The sequence below is a fragment of the Williamsia herbipolensis genome (assembly GCF_000964005.1).
Taxonomy (GTDB): Bacteria; Actinomycetota; Actinomycetes; order Mycobacteriales; family Mycobacteriaceae; genus Williamsia_A; species Williamsia_A herbipolensis.
Genome location: NZ_JXYP01000020.1, coordinates 92,684 through 116,674, shown reverse-complemented (window position 1 = coordinate 116,674; position 23,991 = coordinate 92,684). Strand labels below are relative to the sequence as shown.

20 protein-coding genes and 1 pseudogene are annotated in these 23,991 nt (G+C 67.5%); 11 read left to right on the top strand and 10 right to left on the bottom strand.

The window, feature by feature from the left end; all coding sequences use genetic code 11:
• Positions 1-336 precede the first annotated feature (336 nt).
• Entirely contained in the window at positions 337-948 is a 612-nt protein-coding gene (locus TU34_RS10670) for a GAF and ANTAR domain-containing protein (protein WP_275041751.1), read from the bottom strand.
• A gap of 259 nt (positions 949-1,207) precedes the next feature.
• On the opposite strand from TU34_RS10670, the gene TU34_RS10665 reads away from it, so the two are divergent.
• Both TU34_RS10665 and TU34_RS23560 read left to right on the top strand, forming a co-directional pair.
• The gene (locus tag TU34_RS10665) at positions 1,208-1,531 is read left to right on the top strand and encodes a transposase (RefSeq protein WP_052688862.1); all 324 of its coding nucleotides are present in this window, start codon (positions 1,208-1,210) and stop codon (positions 1,529-1,531) included.
• A 217-nt stretch (positions 1,532-1,748) separates the two neighbouring features.
• Positions 1,749-2,165: a hypothetical protein gene (locus tag TU34_RS23560; RefSeq protein WP_150116484.1), complete on the top strand. Its 417-nt coding sequence runs from the start codon at positions 1,749-1,751 to the stop codon at positions 2,163-2,165.
• Here the strand turns inward: TU34_RS23560 and TU34_RS10660 are convergent.
• From TU34_RS10660 to TU34_RS24565, 3 genes and pseudogenes are all read right to left on the bottom strand, one after another.
• The gene (locus TU34_RS10660; protein ID WP_052688861.1) at positions 2,135-2,377 is read right to left on the bottom strand and encodes a hypothetical protein; all 243 of its coding nucleotides are present in this window, start codon (positions 2,375-2,377) and stop codon (positions 2,135-2,137) included. The genes TU34_RS23560 and TU34_RS10660 overlap by 31 nt on opposite strands.
• A 17-nt stretch (positions 2,378-2,394) precedes the next feature.
• Positions 2,395-2,844, bottom strand: a complete 450-nt coding sequence (locus TU34_RS24570) for an oxygenase MpaB family protein (protein WP_338062997.1) — start codon at positions 2,842-2,844, stop codon at positions 2,395-2,397.
• A 122-nt stretch (positions 2,845-2,966) separates the two neighbouring features.
• Positions 2,967-3,107: pseudogene (locus TU34_RS24565) on the bottom strand (oxygenase MpaB family protein); the annotation flags it as partial.
• A 332-nt stretch (positions 3,108-3,439) separates the two neighbouring features.
• On the opposite strand from TU34_RS24565, the gene TU34_RS10650 reads away from it, so the two are divergent.
• Positions 3,440-4,630, top strand: a complete 1,191-nt coding sequence (locus TU34_RS10650; RefSeq protein WP_052688860.1) for a PQQ-dependent sugar dehydrogenase — start codon at positions 3,440-3,442, stop codon at positions 4,628-4,630.
• Between the two features lie 24 nt (positions 4,631-4,654).
• On the opposite strand, the gene TU34_RS10645 is transcribed toward TU34_RS10650, so the two are convergent.
• Together TU34_RS10645 and TU34_RS10640 are read right to left on the bottom strand one after the other, a co-directional pair.
• Positions 4,655-5,740 (bottom strand): NAD(P)H-dependent amine dehydrogenase family protein, encoded by a 1,086-nt coding sequence (locus TU34_RS10645; RefSeq protein WP_045822847.1) that lies wholly within the window; start codon positions 5,738-5,740, stop codon positions 4,655-4,657.
• 27 nt (positions 5,741-5,767) lie between these two features.
• The gene (locus TU34_RS10640; protein ID WP_045822965.1) at positions 5,768-6,787 is read right to left on the bottom strand and encodes a Rieske 2Fe-2S domain-containing protein; all 1,020 of its coding nucleotides are present in this window, start codon (positions 6,785-6,787) and stop codon (positions 5,768-5,770) included.
• 103 nt (positions 6,788-6,890) lie between these two features.
• On the opposite strand from TU34_RS10640, the gene TU34_RS10635 reads away from it, so the two are divergent.
• The 7 genes from TU34_RS10635 to TU34_RS10600 all read left to right on the top strand — a co-directional run bounded on the left by TU34_RS10635 (position 6,891) and on the right by TU34_RS10600 (position 18,102).
• The gene (locus tag TU34_RS10635; protein ID WP_045822846.1) at positions 6,891-7,514 is read left to right on the top strand and encodes a TetR/AcrR family transcriptional regulator; all 624 of its coding nucleotides are present in this window, start codon (positions 6,891-6,893) and stop codon (positions 7,512-7,514) included.
• Positions 7,515-7,618: 104 nt separating this feature from the next.
• Positions 7,619-8,875, top strand: coding sequence for an MFS transporter (locus TU34_RS10630; RefSeq protein WP_045822845.1), 1,257 nt, complete (start codon positions 7,619-7,621; stop codon positions 8,873-8,875).
• Positions 8,876-9,022: 147 nt separating this feature from the next.
• Entirely contained in the window at positions 9,023-12,925 is a 3,903-nt protein-coding gene (locus tag TU34_RS10625; RefSeq protein WP_045822844.1) for an amino acid adenylation domain-containing protein, read from the top strand.
• A complete protein-coding gene (gene epsC, locus TU34_RS10620; RefSeq protein WP_203225443.1) occupies positions 12,922-13,527 on the top strand; it encodes a serine O-acetyltransferase EpsC in 606 nt (201 codons plus the stop codon). Before TU34_RS10625 ends, epsC begins: the two co-directional genes overlap by 4 nt.
• The gene (locus tag TU34_RS24300) at positions 13,524-15,794 is read left to right on the top strand and encodes a pyridoxal-phosphate dependent enzyme (protein ID WP_238981243.1); all 2,271 of its coding nucleotides are present in this window, start codon (positions 13,524-13,526) and stop codon (positions 15,792-15,794) included. Before epsC ends, TU34_RS24300 begins: the two co-directional genes overlap by 4 nt.
• Positions 15,795-15,841: 47 nt before the next feature.
• A complete protein-coding gene (locus TU34_RS10605; protein ID WP_160298519.1) occupies positions 15,842-17,101 on the top strand; it encodes an ATP-grasp domain-containing protein in 1,260 nt (419 codons plus the stop codon).
• Entirely contained in the window at positions 17,098-18,102 is a 1,005-nt protein-coding gene (locus TU34_RS10600; RefSeq protein ID WP_045822843.1) for an ArsR/SmtB family transcription factor, read from the top strand. Before TU34_RS10605 ends, TU34_RS10600 begins: the two co-directional genes overlap by 4 nt.
• A gap of 19 nt (positions 18,103-18,121) precedes the next feature.
• Here TU34_RS10600 and TU34_RS10595 read toward each other — a convergent pair whose 3' ends face one another.
• Genes TU34_RS10595 through TU34_RS10585 form a run of 3 tightly spaced genes read right to left on the bottom strand, consistent with a single transcriptional unit; the run spans position 18,122 to position 22,631 of the window.
• The gene (locus TU34_RS10595; protein WP_045822842.1) at positions 18,122-20,503 is read right to left on the bottom strand and encodes a PEP/pyruvate-binding domain-containing protein; all 2,382 of its coding nucleotides are present in this window, start codon (positions 20,501-20,503) and stop codon (positions 18,122-18,124) included.
• Positions 20,500-21,504: a TIGR03617 family F420-dependent LLM class oxidoreductase gene (locus TU34_RS10590; RefSeq protein WP_045822841.1), complete on the bottom strand. Its 1,005-nt coding sequence runs from the start codon at positions 21,502-21,504 to the stop codon at positions 20,500-20,502. Before TU34_RS10590 ends, TU34_RS10595 begins: the two co-directional genes overlap by 4 nt.
• Positions 21,501-22,631 (bottom strand): Rv3169 family protein, encoded by a 1,131-nt coding sequence (locus tag TU34_RS10585; RefSeq protein ID WP_045822840.1) that lies wholly within the window; start codon positions 22,629-22,631, stop codon positions 21,501-21,503. The genes TU34_RS10590 and TU34_RS10585 overlap by 4 nt, the downstream gene beginning before the upstream one ends.
• 51 nt (positions 22,632-22,682) lie before the next feature.
• Here TU34_RS10585 and TU34_RS10580 point away from each other — a divergent pair, with 51 nt between their 5' ends.
• On the top strand, positions 22,683-23,303 hold the full coding sequence (locus TU34_RS10580) for a TetR-like C-terminal domain-containing protein (RefSeq protein WP_045822839.1): 621 nt from the start codon (positions 22,683-22,685) through the stop codon (positions 23,301-23,303).
• Here TU34_RS10580 and TU34_RS10575 read toward each other — a convergent pair.
• On the bottom strand, positions 23,294-23,908 hold the full coding sequence (locus TU34_RS10575) for a class I SAM-dependent methyltransferase (protein ID WP_045822838.1): 615 nt from the start codon (positions 23,906-23,908) through the stop codon (positions 23,294-23,296). The genes TU34_RS10580 and TU34_RS10575 overlap by 10 nt on opposite strands.
• Positions 23,909-23,991: the final 83 nt, after the last annotated feature.

Here is a 23,991-nt window from a genome sequence, read left to right as displayed (position 1 = left end):
CCGCCGCCCTACGCCTACTCCCAGCCCTCCATTCACGGGCGCGACGACACCGCGTCGCATCGGCCGCGCCGGCTGCAGCACGTCATCGACAGGATTGTGCGGCGGTGGAGAGCCGCCACCCGACAGCGACTGTAGGCCACCAGAGAACGTTCGAGGGGCCGGCACAGGTCAGCGTGAGCCTGTCAATGCGAGACCACCGCCAACACTAATCCGGGTAGCGACGGTGGCGGGGCCTGCCGAGTCCGTGTGCTCGACACACAGCAGGCACCTGCCTGGGTTATCGGGGTGTGCGGGTAGGAGCGTTACCTCGGGGCCGGGAATGTGGCGCGGAGCATGTCAGCGTTCGGGGCGTTGAGCGCTGGCGATAACCCGGTGGGCGAGGACCGCGAGTTTGGTGTTGGTGTCCTGAGAGATCCTGCGCAGCATCTCGAACGCGGCGGTCGCGTCGATGTTGTACTCCTGCATCAGCATTCCTTTGGCCTGTCCGATGATGTCTCGGGAGGCCAGAGCTTGGTCGAACTGGGTCTGTCGGGCGTCGGCGTGCAGCGCTGATGCGGCCTGGGTGGCGAAGGTGCTGCCCAGGGCGATCGCGGTAGCGTCAAAGGCGTGGGGATGGTCGGCGTGAATGTTGAGCGCGCCCATCGACGATTCTTCGCGGTAGAGCTGAAACGACACCGATGACCGGACCGGGGTTTGCGCAATCACATCGTCGGTGAACAACGGCCAGCGGGTTTCGGTGCTGTAGTCGTCGATGACGACGCGCTGTTGTTCCCACGCTGACATCAGGCACGGCCCGACGTCGTGTTTTGCCTGCAGTTCGTCGATACGGGCTGCGATGGGGTCGGTCACTGCGATCGACACCACCTCGCCGTTCTCGACGAGGGTGATAGTCGCGAACTGGGCGGTCTCGATGGCGTCGACGAGCCCGGTGGTCAATGCGGTGAGCATCGTGTCGATGACGTCGTCACCGACGTCGAGGTGTGCATACTCGGTGACCTGCGCTGCGATCGCGGTGTAGAGGTCGTTGTCGTGGCTGGTCATGCCGCTACTCCTGGGTGTCCTCTCCGTTCAACGGTAAAACCATTCTGCCGAACACCTCAGCGCCGGGACAATGACCGGGGGCCTTCAGTCGCCGCGAGAAGGTCCCCAACTAGATACGGCTAGACATCGACAGCAGTATAGCCGCGTCTAGCTGTAGTCTCGAGGTATGGAGTCGTCGGTGTACACCCCAGGTGCAGGTCACCTACCGCCGGTGTTGGCCGGTCGCGATGACCTGCTCCACGCGATGACGGTACGACTCAACGACGTCGCCAGTGTCGGGCTCGTCGCCTGGCTCCGGCTCCTCGCCCTGCACCAGCTACCCCAACTCCGCTCGTGCGCCCCCAAAGCCCTGCGATACCGGCTACTACACACCCCAGCCCACCTCGTCCACACCGCGAGAAAACGCCTCATGCGCCTCCCCGACACCTGGCCCTGGACCGCCGACATCATCTCCGCGTGGACCGACGTCACCACGCTCACACCACCCTGACCAGCACAAACAACCCGACCGCCACCGACCCAAGGACCCGAAGACCCGCCCACCGACACAGCCAGCCGGCAACCTCCGCATGCCCACATCACCAAACCAGCAGCCACACAACAGAATCAGTAATCAGCGAAACGCTGGTGAAAGACTGAGGTTTGCACCCACCGACCACGAAGCGCTCGGCGCGGCCGCACTCGACTACGCCCGCCGGTGGTCCACCGTGACCGCAATCGTCAAAGACGACGTCCTTCCCCCTAGCCGAACTCTGCGCCGCAGCTCCTACCCGGGCCGGGGATACTTTGAGGGCTACAACACGCAGACATCATCTAGCGATAGCGTGCTGCGCCTCTTTCACCCCACGGGGCTGGAAGTGCTCACTGCACTGGCCCAAGACCATGGCCAAACGATCAGGCCGAGCACACCAGGACGCGCGGCGGCGCAACTGCTCACGATGATCGGTGGAATGAGCGGGTTGACCCGGTTGGCATGCCCGACCATCACCGATCTGTTGACTGAACTCACCCGCGGGCGAAACAGAACGGTCATAACGAAGCAGCTCCGCGCCTTCCTCAAGATCGACAACGACAGCGACACAACCGAAGAGCGCTACGAGATCCTCGAACATCGCATCAACTGATAGGGGTGGTGCAGCGCGGTGAACAGGAACCAGTAGCGCTCGACGTCGGTGCTCAGGACGTGCGCATGGCGTTCGGAGATGACAAGACGTTCGACCCGGTCGGCGTTCCCGCTGGCAACGTAGATCTCGTACACGAGGTCGCCGCCCACGCGCAGCACGGTGGGGCCATAGGGCGCTCTGGGTTCGAGGACCACCACGTCTGGGTCGGGCATCGGCAGATCGTCTCAGCCTAGGACGGGGATTCAATCGTTTCCGGGGCTTCCCCACGGGTGGGGCCGGGTCCCAGGGCCCAACGGATGGCCGATGTCATCGCGATGCCACTCCCCCGCACCGCTGTCGCCTCGGTGACAGGCAGGTACGGCAGGCGCAGCGGGAACCGGGTCCACCACGGCATCATCGACACCGCCACCGACGACAGCACCCCGTAGGCGGGACGTACGGGCAGCGGGATGGGTGGGTTCAGGAGGATGAACCGCGCAGTCCGGCGAGCGGCGGCCGTGCCCCGGAGCTCCGACCGGTAGGCCGCCAGCACGTCGTCGAACTCAGCAGTCGTCTCGGGGACGTCGACCGCGCCGAGACCCCGTGCCACGAAAGCGGTCTGACGCACGTACTCGTCGCGACCACTCGCATCGAGCGGTTCAGCGCCATAGCGATCGTGCGCGCGGAGGAAGCTGTCGATCTCGGCGACGTGGACCCACCGGATGAGGTGCGGGTCCTACGCGGCGTACGGGCGGCCATCCGGCGCTGTCCCTGTGATGCGTTGTGTACCGCGCGGACGATCCGGATCGCGCGGTCGGCGTCGTCGATGGTGCCGAAGGTGGTCTCGGCGAGAAAGGTGCTGGTGCGCTGGAGTCTCCCCCACGGGTCACCGCGGTATCCCGAGTGCTGATCGACCGCAGCCATCGCGAGCGGGTGCAGCGACTGCAGCAGCAGGGCCCGCATCCCACCGATGAACATCGACGCGTCGCTGTGCACGCGATAGATGGCCGAGTCGGGACCGTAACGGCGCGGCCCGATCGACAGATGTATCCGGTCGCGTCGAGCCGGACCTTCCTCGCCGGCGACGCGTTCGAAGATCATCTCGCCCACGCGCTGCTGGACCGAACTGAACGGGTTCATCTCCCCACTGTGCGCTTCGCGCGATTGTTCCTGGTCAGATCGGTGGGACCTGGTGAAAGCGGCAAAGAGAACCAACACCGGTGAGGTGCCGGAACAGCACAGATGCCCGATTCAGACCCCTGCAATAAAGTAAAGAACAACGTTACGATTCTGAAGTGACCCGGCAACGTTTGGCCCTCCGCACCCTGTCTGTCGCGCTCGCAACGGTGGGTGGGCTCTGTGCGACCCTGCTCGCTGCGCCATTGGCGCAAGCGGCTCCCCCGCTGTCGGTGACCACGGTGGCGAGCGGTCTCGACAAACCGTGGGACGTCGAGGTCGCTCCCGACGGAACGCTGATCTCCGGCGAGCGGAGCGGTCGGTTCGTCGCCGTGCGCCCCGGAGGGGCGGCGCAGACCGTCCGCGCAGATCAGTCGCAGTTGTTCGTCACCAACGAGGCCGGGCTCATGGGACTGGCGCTCGACCGTGGTTTCGCGGCCAACCGCACGCTGTACTCCTGCCAGGCGGAGAAGACCTCGGGATCGGGGATCGGCACCGGCTCGGCCGGCAATCTGCCCCTTCCCTTCCCGAACACCGGACAGGTCATCAACGTGGTCGCGTGGCGCGTCGCCGACGACTGGTCGTCGTTGGCCCGAACACGCACGGTGCTGTCGAACATCCCGGTCAACTCCGGCGGTCGTCACGCGGGCTGCGGACTGACCGCGGCGCCCGACGGCACACTGTGGGTGGGCACCGGTGACAACGCGGTGCCGTCGTACCCCCAGAGCCCAACGGTGTTGGGCGGCAAAGTTCTCCACATCACGACCGGCGGTGCTCCCGCGGGCGGAACCCTCCCGGGGACGCCGATCTACTCACTCGGCCACCGCAACGTCCAGGGGGTGGCGATACAACCCGGAACCGGGCGGGTCTACTCGATCGAGCAGGGCACGTCCCGCGATGACGAACTGAATCTCCTGCAGCCGGGTGGCAACTACGGGTATCGACCCGACCGCGCTCCGTTCATCTACGACGAGTCTGTGCCCATGACCGACCCGCAGCGGGTGCCGGGTGCCATCGGCGCGGTCTGGAGTTCCGGTGCACCGACCCTCGCGACGCCGGCGATGGAGTTCCTCCCCGCCGAGGGATGGGGCGACCTCGGTGGCGCAGTGGTGATCTCGACCCAGCAGGGAAAGCGGCTGGTGTTCGTCACGCTCTCGGAGAACGGTCGCGAGACGGTTCGCACCACCGACGGCCTCCGCGGCACCTATGGACGCCTGCGGGGCCTGAAGGTCGACCGCGACGGATCACTGTTGGTGACCACCGACAACGGTGGCGGCGGCGACCGCATCCTGCGCGTCCGGGCCGGCTGATCCGCCGTACCGATCGGCGACGCGTCAGACAGTGAACCGACCGGCGAAGGCGCGTAGAGGCAGATCGGCGCTGGTGACTATGCCCGGTGGGGCGGCGACGACGGAACGGATCGCGTTGAGAGCGGGCAGACCCGTGACGGTCATGCCGATCGCCGCGAAGTCGCTGGGATCATCAAGACGTACGCCGGGTTTCGGGAAGATCATGTGTTTGCTGTAAATGTTCGGGTCGCCCTTGATGTGGGTGATGTAGCAGCCCTGGATGTCCCACGCGGGATCGGTGTGTGGTGTCATCTGCCATTCCAGATGTGTCTCGACGCGGGGCACTCCGGCGACCATGCCCTGGTATTTGATGTAGTTCGCCCCCAGTGATCCCTTCGGCATCTGGTACCAGCCGAGGTCGACATCCTTGGTGCAGGCGCCGAGCTCGTAAGAGAACGCCACCTCGTCGAGTTCGAGGTCGAACGCGTCGGCCATCAACCGCACGCTGTCCTCGAAGACGGCGGTGTACTTGTAGAGCGAATCCGGGATGGTCGGATCGTCGACTGGGCGGCCGTATCCGACCTCTTTCCATGTCTCGACGGAGTGATGACACGACACGTCGACCGATTCGGTGACGGTGATGTTCTCGATCTCGGCGACGTCGGCGGTGTGCACGATCCCGAGGATCTGCGCGAGGCCGGGGTTCATCCCGGTGCCGTAGAAGGTGGAACCGCCCTTGCGGCAGGCGTCGTCGATGACCTCGGTGATGGGTCGGCCCGAGCGGTGTCGGTGGTGGGCGTTGCGATGGTGGCCGGTGATGAAGTCGGCGGTGGTGACGATGTCGATGCCCGCTTCGAGGACCTGCACGTAGAGGTCCTCGTCGGGGAAGACGCCGTGAAAGGTGACGACATCGGGCGCTGCGGCGATCATCTCGTCCACCGATCCGGTGGCGATCACCCCTATGGCGTCGCCACCGGCGAGCTCACCGACGTCGCTGCCGACCTTCTCCGGTGAGTAGCAGTGCACGCCGATGAGTTCGAGATCGCGGTGGGCGCCGATGCGCTTGATCATCTCCGAACCGACGTTGCCGGTGGCGACCTGGAAGACGCGGATGGGTGCGGTGAGGGGCATGGAAGTCCTTTCGGGCGACGTGAGTGGTCAGCGGGTGAGGTGGGCGCGGGCCGCCGCGGTCGCGTCGAAGTCGTCGGGGTAGAACTGCGTCGCCCATCGGCGGATCGCGGTGAAGCCCTCGAACTCTTTCGGCGACAGCGCAGGTGGGTCGGAATAGCGTTGGTGTGCCCAGATGTGGAGGTCGTTCTCGAACTGCTCGATGACCCCGGCGGCGTTGCGCAACGCACGGTTGGTCGGAGTCGGACTGTCGTCGCCGGGTTTTCGGCCGATCCAGACGGTGAAGCGGATGTCGGAGGTGGTCTCGTCGACGGGTGTCACCGACGTGAGCGTGCGGTTGTCGATCATCCCCCAGCTCTTGGTGGCCGCGACCCCGATACCGCTGTTGATCGCCTGCACACCGCTGTTGATCTCCTCGGCGGGGACGTCGTCGAAGGCGATGGTGAAGTCGACGTAGGAGACGGGTGCGTCGAAGTCGTGACGTGTGAACTCCGGGACCAACGGGGTGTCGTGAACATAGGTGAAGTGCGCGAAATCGACGCCGTTCTCCTGCACGTACTGCGGGTGGATCTCGAGTCCCGGCCGGAACAGGTGGGTGTGACCGAACGCCGGGTAGTAGTCGGCGGCACTCTTGTCGTCGTCGAAGCCGGTGAGCACCTCGGCCACGTCGAAATACGGTTCGCGACGATTCTCGTCGAACCAGATGAAGACGGACTCGCTGTGCTCGGCCACCGGGTAGGTACGGATCCTGCGTCCGCGGTTCGGGTGCTTCTCGTAGGGGACACAGACGTTGCGTCCCTGCTGATTCCATTCCCAGCCGTGGAACGGACAGCGGAGGATCTCGCCGTCGACCGTCCCGCCGAACCCCAGATGAGCGCCGAGATGCTCGCAGTAGGCGTCCATGACGGTGACCCGCCCCGCGCTCGAACGCCAGGCGATCATCTCGGTGCCGAAGTAGGTCATACGGTGCACAGCGCCGACGGCGATCTCCGCCGACCACGCGACCTGGAACCATCCGGTCGGCTTCATCGGGAGGGGAGTTCTCGCCATCATGGCCCTTCCGCCGGTTACTGCTGTCCCTCGAACATAAAGCCCTCTGTGAAAAAAGGAAAGAGCCCTCTGTGAAAACGGCGTCACGTACTACGATCGACGCATGGTCGAGAGCGGTGTCGCGAACAGGCGCACCAACAGACGGGGTCAGGCCACGCGGGAGTCGATGCTCGATGCCGCACTGACGGCATTGGCCTCCGGCGATCCGGGAGCGGTGTCCGGGAAGAGGATCGCCGGCGATGTGGGCGTCACCTGGGGCGCGGTCAAGTATCAGTTCGGCGATGTCGACGGCCTGTGGGCCGCGGTCCTGCGCCACACCGCCGAGCGTCGAGGCGACCTGCCGGCCGGGTCGGTCCCCACGGCGACACTGCACGAACGGGTGGCGACCATCATCGACAACATGTGGGACGGACTCGACAGCGCCGATTCCCGCGCCATCGAGACGTTACGGGCCGCAATGCCTCGTGACCGGGACGAGTTCGAGCGGCTCTTCCCCCGCACCGCAGCCGAATTCGCCTCCTGGGGCGACGCATGGCTCGCGACGTGCACGCGTGCCTTCGCCGGCCTCGGCGTGGATCCCGAACGGGTCGCCGAGGTCGCGGCCTTCATTCCCGGCGCGATGCGCGGTATCACCTCCGAACGTCACCTCGGCTCCTACAACGATCTCGACCTGGCACGGCGCGGACTCGCCAACGCCATCGCGCACTACCTGCGGGCGGAGGGCTGACCCCGGGTCGGCGTCGCGACGCATCGAGAGGTCCGATACCACGATGGATTCGATGACCGTCGAAACGATTGTTCCCTGAGCGGGCCTCGACACATCATCTCGCCATGGATTCGAGCAGCGACAACCGACGGTCAGTCCGTCTGCTCACCGCCGGAGTCGCGGTGAACTCGTTGGGAAGCGGGTTGTATTTTCCGCTGTCACTGGTGCTGCTCCACCATCTGACAGGTCTGGGATTCACCACGGTCGGCATCGTGCTTACGGTCGCGACCGGTGTCGCGTTGGCGACGATGCCGATCATCGGCACCTTGGTCGATCGACGAGGGGCACGAGACATCCTGGCCGCAGCACTGCTCCTGCAGATGGTGGGGTTCGGGGTGTACACGATCGTTCGCGACCCGGTGTCCTTCGGGCTCACCGCGGTGCTGGTGGCGATGGGTAATCAGACGGCCAAGACCACCCAACCCGTCGTCATCGCCGGACTGGCCACCGGGCGCAGTCGATCCAAGCTCCTCGCTCTGATGCGATCGATGTCGAATGCGGCCCTGGGTCTCGGCGCGCTGGTGTTGACGATGGTTCCGGCCGACGCCTCCGACTCGTGGTTCGTGGGCATCGCCCTGGTCAACGCCGCCACCTTCGGTATCGCGTCGCTCGTCATCCTCCGACTCCCCCATGGCGAACCGCCCGTCGCCCGTGCGACCGTCGCCTACGGCAGAGTTCTCCGCGACAGAACCTTCATGCGCTACACGGCGGCGAATGCGCTGAGTTCACTCAACTACGCGGCGTTGAGCAATCTGCTCCCGCTCCTCGTCGTGGTGGCCCTTCACCTGTCGCCGCAACTCTCCGGAGCCCTGTACGCGGTCAACACCGCGATCACGGCCACCGCGGGTGTGCCCGTCGTCATGGCCCTCCAGAGGGTCGGCCTCAGCGATCGCGTCAGCGCGGTGCTCGGGTTGGCTGCGATGGCGATCGGGATGGTGGGTTTCGGAGCCGCGTCATCGACCCACGGGTCGACGCTCGTGATGGCGATGATCGTGGCCATGGTGATCTACTCCCTCGGCGAGGTCGCCCACAGTCCCACCTCCACGGCGATGGCGCTCGACGCCGCGCCCGAGCAGGAGCGGGGTCAGTACCAGTCGGCCTATCAGATGTCCTGGAACGTCGGCGCGATGCTCGCGCCGGTGGTGTTCACCGCACTCATCGCGCTGGGCCCGCTAGGCGCCACGGTGGTTCCTGCTGCGGCGTCTGTGTGCGCGGCACTCCTGCTCTGCCGAAAGGTGCCTGTATCCGACTCCGCCAGAGCGAGTTCCGTTCGTTTGGACGTAAATGATGCCAAATCGGCTGCTACGCAGTCGCATAGCTGATCGCCAGGTATCGCGTGTTCACCTGTTGTGCATCGTCTGATCGTCGCCACGGCACGACTCGGACCACCTCGCTTCTATAAGTTTCCCGTACAAACAATGTGGCTTTCTCCAACGGCCGCGCCGCACAGAGACGTACGGAGAGCATCGATGACATCCGACTGGTCCTTCTCGCGACTTTGCGAGACCTTTGTCGACACCATCTCCTCCCGACCCGAGGACATCGCGGTCTTCGACGGGGACGCAGAGATCAGCGGACGCGAGCTCGGACTGCACGTCTCGGCCATCATGGATGCACTGCAGGCGAATTCAGGTTCCGCAGTCGGGATCTACGGACATCCGTCGGCGCCACTCGTCGCGTCGGCGTGGGCGGCGCTCTGTGCCGGGATCCCCTACGTCCCCCTGGCTCCGAGCTACCCCGAGGCGCGTATCCGTTTCATGATCGCGGACGCCGGAATCGATCTGGTCCTCACCACCGAGGCTCTTGCCGACGAGGTCAGGGCGATGGCTGCCGACCTCGGCGCCCGGGTGGTCTGCATGCCGACGATGGGTCACGGGGACCTTCCGTCCGGCGACCGGTACCGGCGGCCCGCCGTCGTCGCGCGGCCGGAATCACTCGCCTACATTCTGTACACCTCGGGATCGACCGGCACACCGAAGGGGGTGGAGGTCTCGCACTCCGCGTTGGCGCACCAGATGTTCTGGGCCGCCGACGCGCTCGAGGTCGACACGGGTGCGCGCGTGGTGCACAAGACACCGATCAGTTTCGACGCCGCGCAGTGGGAGCTCCTCGCGAACGCGACGGGTGCGGCGGTCGTCGCGGCAGAACGCGACGCCTACCGCGACCCGCCGTCCCTGATCGCCACCATCCGTCACCGCGCGGTGACCCACCTGCAGACCGTGCCGACTCTGCTCCAGGCCCTCTGTGAGGACGAGGGTTTCGCCGAGTGCACCTCATTGCGTCGCATCATGAGCGGCGGAGAGGCCCTCGCGCATCGACTCGCGGTGACCGCGACCGCGATCCTCCCCTCGGCCGACCTCGTGAACCTGTACGGGCCGACCGAGACGACGATCAACGCGTCGATCCACCGATTCGATCGCGGTGAGCCCAAGCGGGTCGGCGGTGTGGTGCCGATCGGTTCTCCCGTCGACGGGATGGGCTTTCATCTACTCGACGACTCCGGAGAACTGCTCGAAAAGAGCGATGGTCAGCGGGGCGAGCTCGCGATCTCGGGCCCGCAGCTCGCACGAGGGTACCGGAACAGGTTTGAGGAGAACGCGACTCGCTTCGTCACCCGCATCGTGAACGACACGTCGATCCGGATGTACCGGAGTGGTGATCGCGTCGAGATCCGCGACGGCCTCTACCAGTTCTGCGGCCGTATGGACTCCCAGGTCAAGATCCGCGGCCATCGCATCGAACTCGACGAGATACGAAGTGTCCTGGAGAACCACCCCTGGGTCCGACATGCCGGCGTGGTGGTGTCCGGGGGCGACGACGGTGTCGTCTCGTCCGACCGCGCCCGGCTCGCGGCTCATGTGGAGCTCAACCCCCACGAGGCCGCCTTGATGGATCAGGGTGTGTTCGGCGAACACCACACGACGAAGAGCACACGGATCCAGGTGCGCGCCCAGGTGGCCGGTCTCGGTGTCCGGAGCGACCACGACGCACCGGGGGTCGACCTTCCCATCGGCCCCGAGGCAGACCTCCGTCTGCATCAACTCGCGTTCGCTCGCAAGAGCTACCGTGTCTACCGGACGCGCATGGCCGACCACCAAGCGGTCTGGGAGCTGGGTCGCCTGGTGGCCGAGCCCGAGGAGTGGTCCCGTGAACTCGACAACCCCTGGAGCGTAGAGGCTCTCGCGGTGTTCCTTCGCTCTCTGGTCCAGTATCACAGCGAGGCGCGACTGCTCCCGAAATACAGTTTCGCCTCACCCGGCGCCCTGTACGGAGTGGCCGTCTACGTCGCGGTGCGCGGAGTGTCCGGACTGACCGACGGCGTGTACTACCTGAACCCGTCGACGGCGACGGTGCACGCGGTGGGAGGAGAGGTATCGGACCTCGACGGCCCTGGCGCGCGGATCACCCTGGTCGGGCAGCGCTCGGTGATCGCCTCGGTGTACTCGACCAACGTCGACGAGGTCCTCCGCTTCGAAGCCGGTCACATCCTCGGTGTCGTGGACACGGTGGCGCCGGCCGCGGGGCTCCGGGTCGGAACACCCACCGCGGCAACCGACATCGACGCCACCGTCCTCGGCGCGGACGGCGACCGGTTCGTGATCGGTTGTTGGCCGCTCCTGCAGACGTCTGCGGTGGACCCCGACCGTCTGGAGACGGTGACGCCCTATGCCGAGATCTTCGACAAGAACGGGTCGAGCAAAGGGTTCCACGAGCTTCGACCGGGTTCCGCCGGAGGTCCGATCGCCCACAGGAAACTGGTGGGGGCAGCGGTGATCCGACGCAAAGATGTGATCGCCATCAACCAGCGGGTTCATGACCAGGCATCGTTCGCGCTCGTCCTGGTCTCGGACGGGCAGCCTTCGTCCTACGTGGCGCTCGGTCGCGCGCTGCAGCGTGCGCAGATGAACGCCTTCGGTGTCGGCCTCATGTCCTCGGGGTACAGCTCGTCGAGCGGGGCAGATCTCCCGGTGGCGAGACGAGTTCGCTCGATGACGGGCCTGCCGGCCGAGTCGGTGTACGTCGCACTCGGTGGTCCGGTGACGGCAGAACAGATCGCGCACACAGGGATGGACGAGGACGTGGTCCACACCCAGGGTCCGGCTGAGATCCTCGCGACCGACATCGCGACGATGCTGCCCCGTCACATGGTTCCCGACGTGATCCGCATCGTCGACGCCGTGCCGCGCACCCCCAACGGGAAGGTCGACGTCCGCGCCCTGCGCCGAGACGAAGAGGCGTGGAGCGCAGCTGCCCACCAGGAGATCCCCTTCGTGGCACCGGAGTCGGCGAGCGAGCGGATCCTCGGCCAGATCTGGTGCCACGTCCTCGGATCTGCCGAACCCATCTCGACGACCGCGTCGTTCTTCGCCGTCGGAGGGACGTCACTCCACGCGGTGCGGTTGATCCGTGAGATCCGCTCGAGGCTCGGTGTGGCGCTGCCCGTGCAGTCGATCTTCGAGCACGATTCGATCGCACGGCAGGCGCAGGCGTTGCGGTTGCGATGCGTGGAGACCATCGCGCGGGCCGCTCCGCTCGCGGGCGTGGGCTCTCGCCCCGTCTTCCTCTGGCCCGGACTCGGCGGCTACCCGATGAACCTCCGCGGCCTCGCGCAGGGGATCAGTGGAGTCAACCGTCGGTGCTACGGCGTCCAGGCCTACGGGCTGAACCAGGGCGAGACGATCGACCCCGACATCTCGGCGATGGCCCGCCGCGATGTCGAGCATCTCCGGGAGATCCAGCCGTCGGGTCCGTACACGATCATCGGGTACTCGTTCGGTGCCAGGGTGGCGTTCGAGACCGCGTGGCAGCTCGAGGCGGCGGGCGAGACAGTGGATCAGCTCATCCTGATAGCCCCGGGCTCGCCACGTCTCGAACGCGAGACCGCTCCCCCGGCGGCCACCGCGCCCTACGACGACACGCGTTTCACCCGGGTTCTCTGCTCGGTGTTCCTCGCCACCGCCGACGGGCCGACCGTCGACGCGGTGGTGGCATCGGCCGTGGACCGCCGGTCCTTCCTCGACGCCATCGCCGCGCACATCGAGGTCGATGCCGAGCTGGCCGATCGCGTCGTCCGCCTCGTCGAGCGGACCCACGCGTTCGAGTACACCTTCGCCGAACTGAGCACGCGGCGAGTGCGGGCCGCCACCACGGTGATCCGCGCCCACGGTGACGACTACTCGTTCCTCGACTCCGAGGCAGCAGACCTGGCCGCGCACACCATCGCGCTCGGGCGCGACCACTATCAGATCCTGCGTCCGCCGCACGTCGACGAGACCTGCGCCGCCGTGCTCGCCGTGCTCGACGGCACACCTGCCAGGTCCGCGGTCGAAGGTCGCGACGACGCGGCCGAACTGGTGAGGACCCGATCGTGAACGTCGGTGCGGTGGTCGCCGCCGCTCTGGCCGATCTCGACGTCATCGTCGAGCGCGATCCCTCGGTCGACAGCCGTGTCGACGCACTCCTTCACCCGGCGCTCCCGGCGCTGTGGACCCACCGCATCGCCCACGGGTTCTATGTGGGCCGGCGCCGCCGCATCGCCAAGGCGCTGTCGAACTGCGCACGACTGGTCAGCGGCGGTGTGGAGATCCACCCGGGCGCCACCCTGGGGCGACGGGTGTTCATCGATCACGGCGCCGCGGTCGTCATCGGCGAGACCGCGGAGATCGGGGACGACGTGACCCTGTTCCATCAGGTGACGCTCGGCGCCGTCGGTTGGTGGCGTGACGACACGCGCCCGCCTGACGCCCGGCGTCATCCGGTCGTGGGATCCGGTGCTGTGATCGGCGCCGGCGCCACCGTTCTCGGTCCGGTGGTCATCGGCGACAACGCCCTCGTCGGTGCGACATCGCTCGTGCTGACCGACGTCCCCGCCGGCTGCCGCACCACGCCGCCTGTCGCCACGATCTCGGCCGCAGGGCCGCGTCCGCGGACGACCGACACCCTTCAACTCGTGGCCAGCACCGGTTGCTGGTGACACGTACACCACACGCACAGAACGGCATCGACATGACACACATCGGCGTACTCGAGAGCAACCTGTCGGGTTCGGGGTTCGAGGGGCTGGAGATCATGAAGCGGCTCGGGGCTCGGGTCACGTTCTTCACCCGCGATCTCGCGCGCTACCTCGAAGTCCCCGGCGGCCCGGACTATTTCGACCGCTTCGTCGACCAGATAGTCCACTGCGAGACCAACGTCCTGGACGAACTGATGCCCCACGTCCTGGAAGCGCAGAGCGACGAACCGTTCGATGCCTTCCTCACACTCGCCGAGTACGACGTGGTGGTGGCGGCGCAGGTCGCAGTGCATCTCGACCTGCCGACCGTCGGTGTCGACGGTGTCTTCACGGCCCGCAACAAGGCCCGGATGCGCCGACGATGCTCCGAGCACGGTGTGGCCTCACCGGCCTATCGCGCCGTGAGGACACCCGCCGAGGCGGTGCACGCCGTCAGCGAGATCGGTCTCCCCTGCGTCGTCAAACCCGCCGACGAGACCAGCAGTGCCGACGTCCGTCTGGTCCGATCCGCGCGTGAGGCGTCCGAACACGTGGCACTCATCCTGTCGCGCAGAGAGAACACACGAGGTCAGAGTCGTCACGACGAGATCATGGTGGAGGAGTACCTGCGGGGACCCGAGGTCAGTGTGGAGGTGCTCTCCGACGGGGACAGGCACGTCGTGCTCGGCGTCACCGACAAGTCGCTGGCCGGTGCGGGCTACTTCGTCGAGATGGCGCACTCCTTCCCGTCGATCCTTCCCGCCGCGACGGTCGAGGCATGCGGAGATCTCGCCAGGCAGGCGTTGCGCGCGGTCGGCTTCGACAAGGGGATGTCGCACGTCGAGATCAAGGTGACCGACAGTGGGCCCGTCCTCGTCGAGATCAACCCCCGGCCCGCCGGCGGCAAGATCACCTACCTGGTCGACCGCGCTCTCGGCATCAGCTCCCTCGAACTCGCGATCCGCCAATATCTGGGCGAACCCCTCCCCCGCACCGTGTTCGGAACGGGGACCAGCCAGGGTGCGGCCATCAGATACCTCAGTGCCCCTCCCGGGGTCATCACCTCGATCACCGGCGCGGAGGCCGCGCGGGCGATGGCAGGGGTCGACGAGGTGGTGCTCAAGGTCACGCCCGGTGCGACGGTGCGGCCGTTGCGGCGCAACGGTGATCGCCTCGGCCATGTGCTCGCCGGCGCGTCGACCGCGGGACTGGCCGCTCGGGAGGCCGAGGCCGCAGCCCGCGAGATCGACATCCGCACAGCTGCCGAACGTGCACCCGTCGTGGTCGACGACCTCACCGCGTTGGTCGGTCGGACACCGATGCTGCGGCTGCGACTCGACGAGGTGCTCGGCCGGCCGTGCGGCCGGGCGGAGGTGTTGGTCAAGCTCGAGATGTTCAACCCGTGGTCGAGCAGCAAAGATCGCACGGCGCTCGCGATGTTGGAGGCCGCAGAGGCCCGCGGACAACTGACCCCGGGGGCCGGCACGGTCATCGAGGCCACCTCGGGCAACACCGGGATCTCGTTGGCCGCCATGGCCGCCGCGCGAGGCTACCGGTGCATCATCGTCCTCCCGGACAATGCGACCACCGAGCGGATCGCCGTGCTGCGCACCCTCGGGGCCGAGGTCGTCACCACCGCGAACACCGACGGCTATCAGGGCTGTGTGGACGAGGCCGCCCGTATTCACCGGATCACCCCGGGCTCATGGAACTGCCTCCAGCACGAGAACCCGGACAACCCTGCGGCCCACGAGCAGACCACGGGCCCCGAGATCTGGCAGGCCACCCAGGGCCGAGTCGATGTCCTCGTCTGCGCCGTGGGTACGGGCGGAACACTCAGCGGCACCGCGCGATTCCTGCGAAAGCACAATCCCGACGTGCGGGTCGTGGCCGTCGAACCGGCGGGCTCTCCGCTGCTGTCGGGAGGCCGACCCGGCCGACACCGGATCCCGGGCCTCAACGGCGGTTTCATCGCGCCGACCACCGATCGAGGCCTCATCGACGAGGTGGTCGCGGTGACCGACGACGATGCATCGGCGGCAACCGCGGCTCTGGCACGCCGAGCAGGCCTTCTGGTGGGAATCTCCGCCGGGGCAGTGGCCCACGCCGTCGGGGTGATCGCCACCGACCCGCGCGTCGACGATGCACGCATCGTGGCCATCCTGCCCGATTCCGGTGAGCGGTACCTCAGCATGATCGGCGCGCAGGAGAAGACCGGTGTCGCAGTGGGTTCCGGAGCGATCACATGACACCGGACGGGTCGGGACCTTCGACACGCCCTCGGCTCCTCATGGTGATGCCCTATCGCCAGCTGGTCCGCAAGGCCCGCGCCGCAGGCTTCTGGGTGTGCTCGGTCTGGGACCCCACGTTCGAGTCGGCGGACTATCTGGCCGATGTGCGGGCGGCGTCGGATGCGTTTCACACCGCTGATTTCGGCGACGAGCTCGCGATGCGATCAGAACTGGTGAGGTGTGCGCGCCTCCACGGCGTCGATCTTCTCTACGGCGTGGGGCGCGACGTCACCCACATGCCGACGCATACCGCTGCGGCGGAACTGGATCTGGCGGTGAACAGTCCGGAGTCGGTACACGTCCTCACCGACAAGGCCGCGATGCGCGCGTTGCTGGCTCGACACAGCCTGTCGCCGGTGAGGACCCGGACGGTCGGAGACGTCGCGGACGTCTCCGACGCGGTCGGCGAGATCGGCGCCCCGGCCGTGGTCAAACCGGTCGCCGGATCCGGCAGTCGAGGCGTGTTCCTCTGGGAGGGAGCGCAGTCGGGTCGTCACTGGCGGCTCCTCGCCCACGCGCAGTCGCTGCGAGGTCCTTTCCTCGTCGAGGAATTCCTCCGAGGCCCCGAGTTCAGTGTGGAGACACTCAGCGTCGCCGGCGTTCATCACGTGATCGGCGTGACGGCCAAGACGCTCGGTCCACGACCGCATTTCGTCGAGATGGCACATCACCATCCCGCCGACGTCACGGCGGTGCAACGCTCCGCCCTGGAGCAGGTGACGACAGCTCTCCTGGACGCCGCCGGATACCGCACCGGTCCGGCGCACACCGAGGTGATCCTCACCGAGGCCGGCCCGCGGATCGTGGAATCGCAGGCTCGACTCGGTGGGGATCGGATCCCCAGGTTGATCGAGCTGGCCACCGGCTACGACATCGAGGCCGGAGTCTTCGACGCGTTGCTGGGGAACGCCCCGGTGGTCGGGCCGCCGACCGCGACGGCGACCATCCGGTACCTCGACATCCCTGTCGGTTGTGTCACCTCGGTCGAGGGCGTCGATGTTGCCACGGCGCAAGCCGGAGTCGACGACGTCGTGGTGTCGGTTACCGCGGGTGATCGGATCGAGGCGACGAGGGACTCCCGGTCCCGTCACGGTCACGTCATCACCGTGGGCGAGACGCGAGCGATGTGCGACGCCCGGGCTGATCGAGCGGCCGCGACCCTGTCGATTCTCGTCGACCCACCGCTCGTGACCGCGGGACCACCCGCGCGGGAGCGCGCGAGCCGGCCGGCCCACGCCATGGACGGCGATATCGTATCGGCATGACCCCGGGCGCAGGTTCGTCACGAGTGGTGTTCACCCTGGGTCCCACCGGCGCGGCAGCCATCCGATTCGGCGCGAGTGCCAGCTTCGAATTGTTGCGAGCCGTCCGGGTACTGCAGCAGCCCGCGCGGTTTCCCCTCCAGGGCGGTTGGCTCAGGCAGGTACGGTCGGCGATCCCGACCGAACCGCTCGGGGTCATCGGGACGCTCGTCCAACCAGGCCACTACGCACCGGATTTCCTCACGCCGCTGCCCGACGGTCCGCCCGGAGCCGACGAGATCAGGGCCGTGTCGCACGCCGATCTCGACGAGATGCGGCGCGACCTGCTCAAATGCCACAGCCGTGCGACCGGCGCCCGGAGAACCGCGCTCGCGGTATGGCTCGGTGATCTCCACGAGGCACGGCAGGTGATCGCGCGCGCGTGGGCGGAACTGTGGACGGCGATCCTCGCGCCGCACTGGCCGGCGGTCGAGCGCGCGCTCCTGGCCGACATCACCGCGCGCGCCGAGCAACTGGCCCGGGTCGGGGTGGCGGCCACCGTGGAGTCGCTCCACGAACGGGTGACCTGGTCCGACGATGCGATCGTCGTCGCCCACGACACCTGGGACGAGGCAGTCGACTGTTCGACGACCGGTCTGTTGCTCGTACCCTCGGTGTTCTCCTGGCCGGGGTGTTCGGTCATCACCGAGCAACCCCGACTGCCGACCCTCTACTACCCCGCGCGCGGTGTCGCGCATGCCTGGCCCACCGCGTTCGAGGCGCAGTCAGATGCGCTGAAGGGACTTCTCGGTACCGGTAGAGCGGCGGTACTGCTCGCGCTCGATCGCCCCCTGAGCACGCGTGAGGTCGCCGCCTCGTGCGCATTGGCCGACGGTACGGCGTCGCATCACACGCGACTCCTGCGTGAGGCAGGGCTCATCTGGTCCGACCGGGTCGGGAAGACCGTACGGCACCGCCGCACCGCGCTCGGCGACGCGGTCGTCGCCGGTTCGATCGGCGACTGACCCGACAGGCGACCGCGGCTCACGCGGCGGTGCCATCGGACAGTCGGGTGACGACGCCGCGATCGCCGTCGACCCGAACCCGGTCTCCGGTCCGCAGGGTCCGGGTGGCGACGAGGGTGTTCACGACACAGGGCAGTCCGTACTCGCGCGCGACCACGGCGCCGTGGGACACCGAGCTGCCGATGTCGGTCACCAACGCGGCGATGACGGTGAAGTACGGGGTCCATCCCACGTCGGTGACCGGCGCCACGAGGATCTCGCCGACCCGGATCTCGCGCGCCTCGGCGATCGATCTGGCCACGCGCACAACACCGTCGACGCATCCGCGGCCCGCGGGTCGGCCGACGATCTCGGAGTCGTCGACACCGTTCGGCGGTCGTACCACCAGTGGTGTCGGACGCCCCACCGAGACGTCGTCGAACTCCAACGCCTCCTGACACGGCAGTGCCGACCTGCGCCGCAGCCCGGCCTGCACCAGGTCGGTGATGTCGCCGGGACCGACGACCCGGCGTAGTTCGTCGCGATCGAAGAAGTACACGAGGTCGGCGTCGGGAAGTCGTCCGGTGTCGGCGAGCACCTGCCCCAGATGCCGGTAACCGAGTTTGAGCGAATGCGCCATGGCCGCCAGCTTCGACTTCGTCTCCTCGCGTCCCCGTGCGCCTCCTCGCGCCAGCCGCGCGAGCAACCGGACGGGCGGCGGGTCGTCCGTCTGATCCGAACGCGGGGCGGCACGACGGGCCACGGGATCCGACGCCGCCCGCACCATCACCTGCAGCATCGTTCCCAGGCCCTGCGGGTCCTCGCCCCACGACGGTTCGCGCATACACAGCTCGCGATACCCGCGGTGGCCGTGCCGGTGGAGAAAACCTCGAAGGGCCACTCCGGCAACGCCGGTCGACGTACGGAGCCTCGTGACCGCGGCCCCGGGCTCGGACACGGTGAAGTCCCCGGCCGACGGGTCGGCGGCGATGGCCCGGGCCACCTCGTCGAGCTCGGCCAGCATCACCGCGCTCTCGACATCAGTTGCCCCCGCCATCAACCGGCTCGCGGCGGCCCGGCCCTCGTCCTCGTGACCGCCACCCGCCACCGCCCGGCGGATCATGACGCTCTCGAGCACGTTCGCCGCGACCGCGGCACGTGACGACGAACGGACGTGGGTGACCATGACCTCACAGAACAGATCCACCCCGTCGTCCAACTGCCGCAACACCTCTCGAGGATCGTCGGCGTCGGGGACGTCGAAACCGGCGATCTGATCACCGAGACGCCGGATTGCCGGCCCGGCCGACAGTGCGAAACCGGTGAGCAGAACGGTGTTGACCAGCCGACGCACGAACGGTTGGGGCGGTTTCGGCACGAGCTCCTCGACGACCCGGCCACACACCGACATCGAGAACTGCTCCAGTGAGTTGCCCAGGATTCCCGCGCTGAGCGCCGTGCCCTCGGTGAGATTGAGGAACATGTGCCCCTGGAAATATCCGACCTGCCGCCAGGGCGACTCGTATCGCGGTTGGGCTCGCGCGACCACCTGGGTCATCTGCATCGCGTAATCGATCGCGAAACCGGACACCGCCGCGGTCAGCGGACAGTAGGCGCCCGGCATCATCTCGCCGATGTTGCAGCGGGTGTAGACGTGGTCGGCACCGGCCAGCGGTGAATCCATCGCGTCGAGTGCGCCGGGCAGGGTGGTGATGGGGCGGGCCTGCAGCCACCACAGCTGCCCGTCCCGATCGATCGCCCACTCCAGATCCATCGGCCGCCCCCAGTGGTCGACGGCCCGGATCGCGCCCTCGCGGATCGCCCGGAGTTCGTCGACCGAGATCGCGGGATCTGCCCCGACCTCGCGGATGACGCAGTCGCCGTGTGCATCCAGCACGAAGTGATCCGGCGATGCGGTGCCGTCGACGAGCGTGTCCCCCAGACCGGCGACCGCATCGATCACCATCAGATCGCGCCGACCGGTCGCCGGATCCGCGGAGAACACCACGCCGGCGGCGCGGGCGTCGACCATCTGCTGGACCACGAGATGCATCGCGGCGACGTCGCGGCCCGCGTAGGCCGTCACGCGGTGCGAGCCGGTCGAGGCGGTGCACGTCTGCACGGCCCGCACCAGGTCGTCGGCGGTGCCCACCCCCAGCACGGTGTCGTACTGGCCGGCGAAGGACAGCTCCGCGCCGTCCTCCCCCGATGCCGACGAGCGCACCGCCAACGGCGTCGCCCCCAGATCCCGCATCCGCGCGAACCATCGCTCGGCGACCTCGTCGGTGACCCCGTCGGCGGGATCGGCGACGACGAAGCCCGCCGGGACCGGGAACCCGAGACGCCGCAGCCGCGCCAGTCCGGCAGCCTTCCCACCGAACCGTTCGTCGACGACATCGTCGAACTCGACGGTCGTGGTCACGTCGACAACGTGAGGGAGTCGACGACCTCGGCGAGTGCCGCGGCGTCGATCGGGCCGGGTTGATAGAGACAGATCCGCTCCGACACCCCGTCGACACGGTCGCGGATGTGCGCTGCGACCTCGGCCGGGGTCCCGCATGCGGCGATGGTGTGGAGCATCTCGTCGTCGATCAGCCCGGCCATCTCACGCCACCGCCCCTGCTTCGACATGGCGTTGAGTTCCGGCTGGAGGTCACCCCACCCGTGCGCGTCGAGCACCGGTCGGTAGGCCGGGGTGGATCCGTAGAACGCCAACAACATCCGCGTCGAGGCGTGGTCTCCCCCGCCGTCCCGATCGGATTCGACGGAGACGATGATCTCGGGCACCACCTCGAAGTCGTCGCCGGTGCGGCCGGCCGCAGCGAGCCCCGCCTGCACGGCAGGCATGGTCGACCCGTGCAGGAAGCGCTTGGACCCGAACGGCATCACCAACAGCCCGTCGGCCACCTCGGCGGTGGCTGCGGTCAGGCGCGGGCCGAGCGCGCCGAGATAGATCGGCGGCGGGCCGAACGGGTTCGGGCCCGGGACGAACGTCGGTGTCATGAGCGTGTGCCGGTAGTACTCGCCGCGGAAGTCCAGTTGCTCACCGCTGTGCCACGACGCGAAGATGGCCCGCAGGGCGCCCACCATCTCCTTCATGCGGTCGACGGGATGATCGAACTGCACCCCGTAGCGCTTCTCGATCTGCGCCCTGATCTGCGTGCCGAGCCCGAGGATGAACCGTCCCTCGCTCAGGAGCTGGAGATCGTTGGCCTGATGGGCCAGCTGGATCGGATTGCGCGGGAACGCGATCGCGACATTGGACAGCAGGTCGAGGCCCGGAATCGACGACGCCAGGACCAGCGGCGTGAAGACGTCGAACGGACCCTCGAACGTGAACACACCCGATGCCCCGGCCTCCCGCAACACCTCGGAACGCTCGACCGCGTCGGTGGGGCCGAACAGTGCGGTCATGACCTTCATGGCCGGGGCGCCCCTTCCGCCACGTCGGTCCAGTCGCGGAATCCCGACGGGTGATGGGGACCGATGACCCCGTGCTCGAACAGTCCTGCGCCGCGGTGCACGGTTCCGTCGGCATCGGTGGTCACGGCGGCGCAGACGTGGTCGATGAGGCTGAACGCCGCTCGTGCCATCACCTCGGGATCGGTGAGATCGAAATGGACACGCTCGCTGAACTTCTCGCCCTTCCATGTTCCGTGCGCCCACGTCGGGTCGCCGCCGTAGCCGGCGCCGAAGGCGATCGGGGCGAACAACTTCGACTCGAGAGCGAGAGTGCTGCGGTCGCCGGCCCGGTTCAGGAACTCGATGCGGGCGCCGTGCGGGATACGCGTCCCGGGGGTGTAGTCGATCTCGACGCGTACGCCGTCGAGCTGTTCGACCCGCCCGTCGGACCATCGACGCGTGCAGTCGTAGAGACTCCTCTGTCCGTCGGCGCCCTCTTGCAGGATCAGGAACAGCTGGTGGTCGTCGAAGGTCAGCGGCAGATACAGCCACCAGATGCCCTGCAGAGCGTCGTCGGGTCGGCCCTGGGGTTCGGATTCGCCGATGGGCCGGATGCCCCACGATCGATCACGACTCGCGACGCTGGTGTCGTGATCGACCTCGAGCCGTTCCCCGTCGACATCGATCCACCCGGCCCAGGTGCCGACCTGCGCGAAACGGCAGGCGTCCAGGGTGACCCGCCGCCGACTGAGCATCGAGTGCGGTCGTTCCAGGGCAGCGGGGAACGCTCCGCGCCACGTGAGGTCGGCGGACATCCCCTCGGTGGGCGCGAGGGTCAGGTGGACCTCCTGCAGCGGCTCGACGACGTCGATGCGGTAGCCGTTGACGGTCGGGTGCAGCCGATCGTCGTCGATGGCGTCGCCGAGATGGACCGCGGTCTGCGTGTCGCCGTGACGGACCACGAGGTACGCGTCCTTCACACCCAGTCGCGGGTAGTAGCCGATCCCCGTCAGCGCCATGAACCGTCCCCCGCGGTCGAGCACGTTGAAGTACGACCGGTCGTAGAACTGCCGGTCCGACGGTTCGGGCCAGGTGACGGGAGCCGGTGTCTGGTGGATCGGATACTCGTCGAGCGGACTGAGAAGCACCGGGAACTCCCTCAAATACGATGTGTGCCGTATCGGAATTACTCTGGCGTCATGGCACCAGAAAGCCGTGGCGAAAACAAGGGGTCGGCTCCGTCGACGGCGGGTCGCCCGCGGGATTCGCGGATCGACGCGGCGATCATCGCGGCGACGCGGGAACTGATCGTCGAGACCGGCTACCCCGCTCTGTCGCTGTCGGCGATCGCGGCGCGCGCGGGTACGACGACGGCGGCGATCTACCGTCGCTGGTCGGGCAAGACCCAGCTCGTCCACGAGGCGGTGTTGTCGGCCGATTCCGTGCCCGCCGCCGACGGCTCCGACGACATCCACGGCGAGATCCGGGCGGTCGTCGAGACCGTGCGCGCCATGTTCGACAAGCCCTATGTGCGGGTGGCGTTGCCGGGCCTGATCGCCGACACCGTGGCCGACCGCGACGTGCACGCCATGATGATCAGTCGGCTCGCGGGCAACCTGACGGCGTTCGAGTCCCGATTCGGCCGGGGGCGTCGGCCCGACGACCGCCTACCCATGCTCGCCGAGGTGGTGGCCGGCACGGTCATCGTCCGTCTGCTCATCAGGCAGGACGCCATACTGGACGACGCCTGGGTCGAGGAGATGACCCGCATGATCACCGATCCCTGGACCCAGACCCGTCCTGATACGGATCAGGCGTAGCGGCCGGTCGCCCACGCACGCGCCGCGTCGGTGGTGACGGCGTCGACCATCTCGCCGTCCTGATAGAGACCGGTCTCCACGACGACCGATGTCTCGATCGCCTCGCGCCACGCCTGCACCGGTCCCTCGCCGAACGGCTTGTGCGGGAGCAGGTCGTCGATCATGACCACCGAGCTCGCGTGGGCCAGCCGCGCCATGTTGGCGATGTCGGCGGAGGCGACCTCGTAGGTGTGGCCGCCGTCGATGAACAGGACGTCGAAGGTCTCCCCCGTGTGCTCCTCGGCGAACGCCGGGACGGTCTGCGTGGAATCGCCGGTGATGAGTGTGTGACGGCCGGGGAACTCGTCGTCGATGCACTGTTTGGCCGTGGACACGTATTCGTGGTCGCCGAGGTCGAACGAGGTGACCTCCACCTGCGGATCGGCGCGCAGGAAGGCGTGGCTGGAGAAGCCGGCGTTGAAACCGATCTCGACGATCCGGCGAACATCGTCGCGGCGTGCCAGGGACTCGAGGAACTCCATCTCGGTGTCGCTGACCGACCCCTCGACGAACCACCCGTTGCTCCGCGCGTCGTCGACGTTGGCGAGAAGACGCTCAAAACCCATGTGTCACCGCTTCGTTGCCGAGAGGGCCGTCGTGTCGGCCCCGTTGAACCCATCCTATGCGTCGGCGTCGGACGGCTTCGGCG

Bases quoted from the DNA above. Each gene is read 5' to 3' on its own strand.
- TU34_RS10660 (WP_052688861.1), bottom strand. From the start codon at position 2,377: ATGCCCGACCCAGACGTGGTGGTCCTCGAACCCAGAGCGCCCTATGGC.
- TU34_RS10600 (WP_045822843.1), top strand. From the start codon at position 17,098: ATGACCCCGGGCGCAGGTTCGTCACGAGTGGTGTTCACCCTGGGTCCC.
- TU34_RS10580 (WP_045822839.1), top strand. From the start codon at position 22,683: ATGGCACCAGAAAGCCGTGGCGAAAACAAGGGGTCGGCTCCGTCGACG.
- TU34_RS10635 (WP_045822846.1), top strand. From the start codon at position 6,891: ATGGTCGAGAGCGGTGTCGCGAACAGGCGCACCAACAGACGGGGTCAG.
- TU34_RS10575 (WP_045822838.1), bottom strand. From the start codon at position 23,908: ATGGGTTTTGAGCGTCTTCTCGCCAACGTCGACGACGCGCGGAGCAAC.
- TU34_RS10630 (WP_045822845.1), top strand. From the start codon at position 7,619: ATGGATTCGAGCAGCGACAACCGACGGTCAGTCCGTCTGCTCACCGCC.
- TU34_RS10590 (WP_045822841.1), bottom strand. From the start codon at position 21,504: ATGAAGGTCATGACCGCACTGTTCGGCCCCACCGACGCGGTCGAGCGT.
- TU34_RS10665 (WP_052688862.1), top strand. From the start codon at position 1,208: ATGGAGTCGTCGGTGTACACCCCAGGTGCAGGTCACCTACCGCCGGTG.
- TU34_RS10605 (WP_160298519.1), top strand. From the start codon at position 15,842: ATGCCCTATCGCCAGCTGGTCCGCAAGGCCCGCGCCGCAGGCTTCTGG.
- TU34_RS10670 (WP_275041751.1), bottom strand. From the start codon at position 948: ATGCTCACCGCATTGACCACCGGGCTCGTCGACGCCATCGAGACCGCC.
- TU34_RS10640 (WP_045822965.1), bottom strand. From the start codon at position 6,787: ATGGCGAGAACTCCCCTCCCGATGAAGCCGACCGGATGGTTCCAGGTC.
- TU34_RS10645 (WP_045822847.1), bottom strand. From the start codon at position 5,740: ATGCCCCTCACCGCACCCATCCGCGTCTTCCAGGTCGCCACCGGCAAC.
- TU34_RS10625 (WP_045822844.1), top strand. From the start codon at position 9,023: ATGACATCCGACTGGTCCTTCTCGCGACTTTGCGAGACCTTTGTCGAC.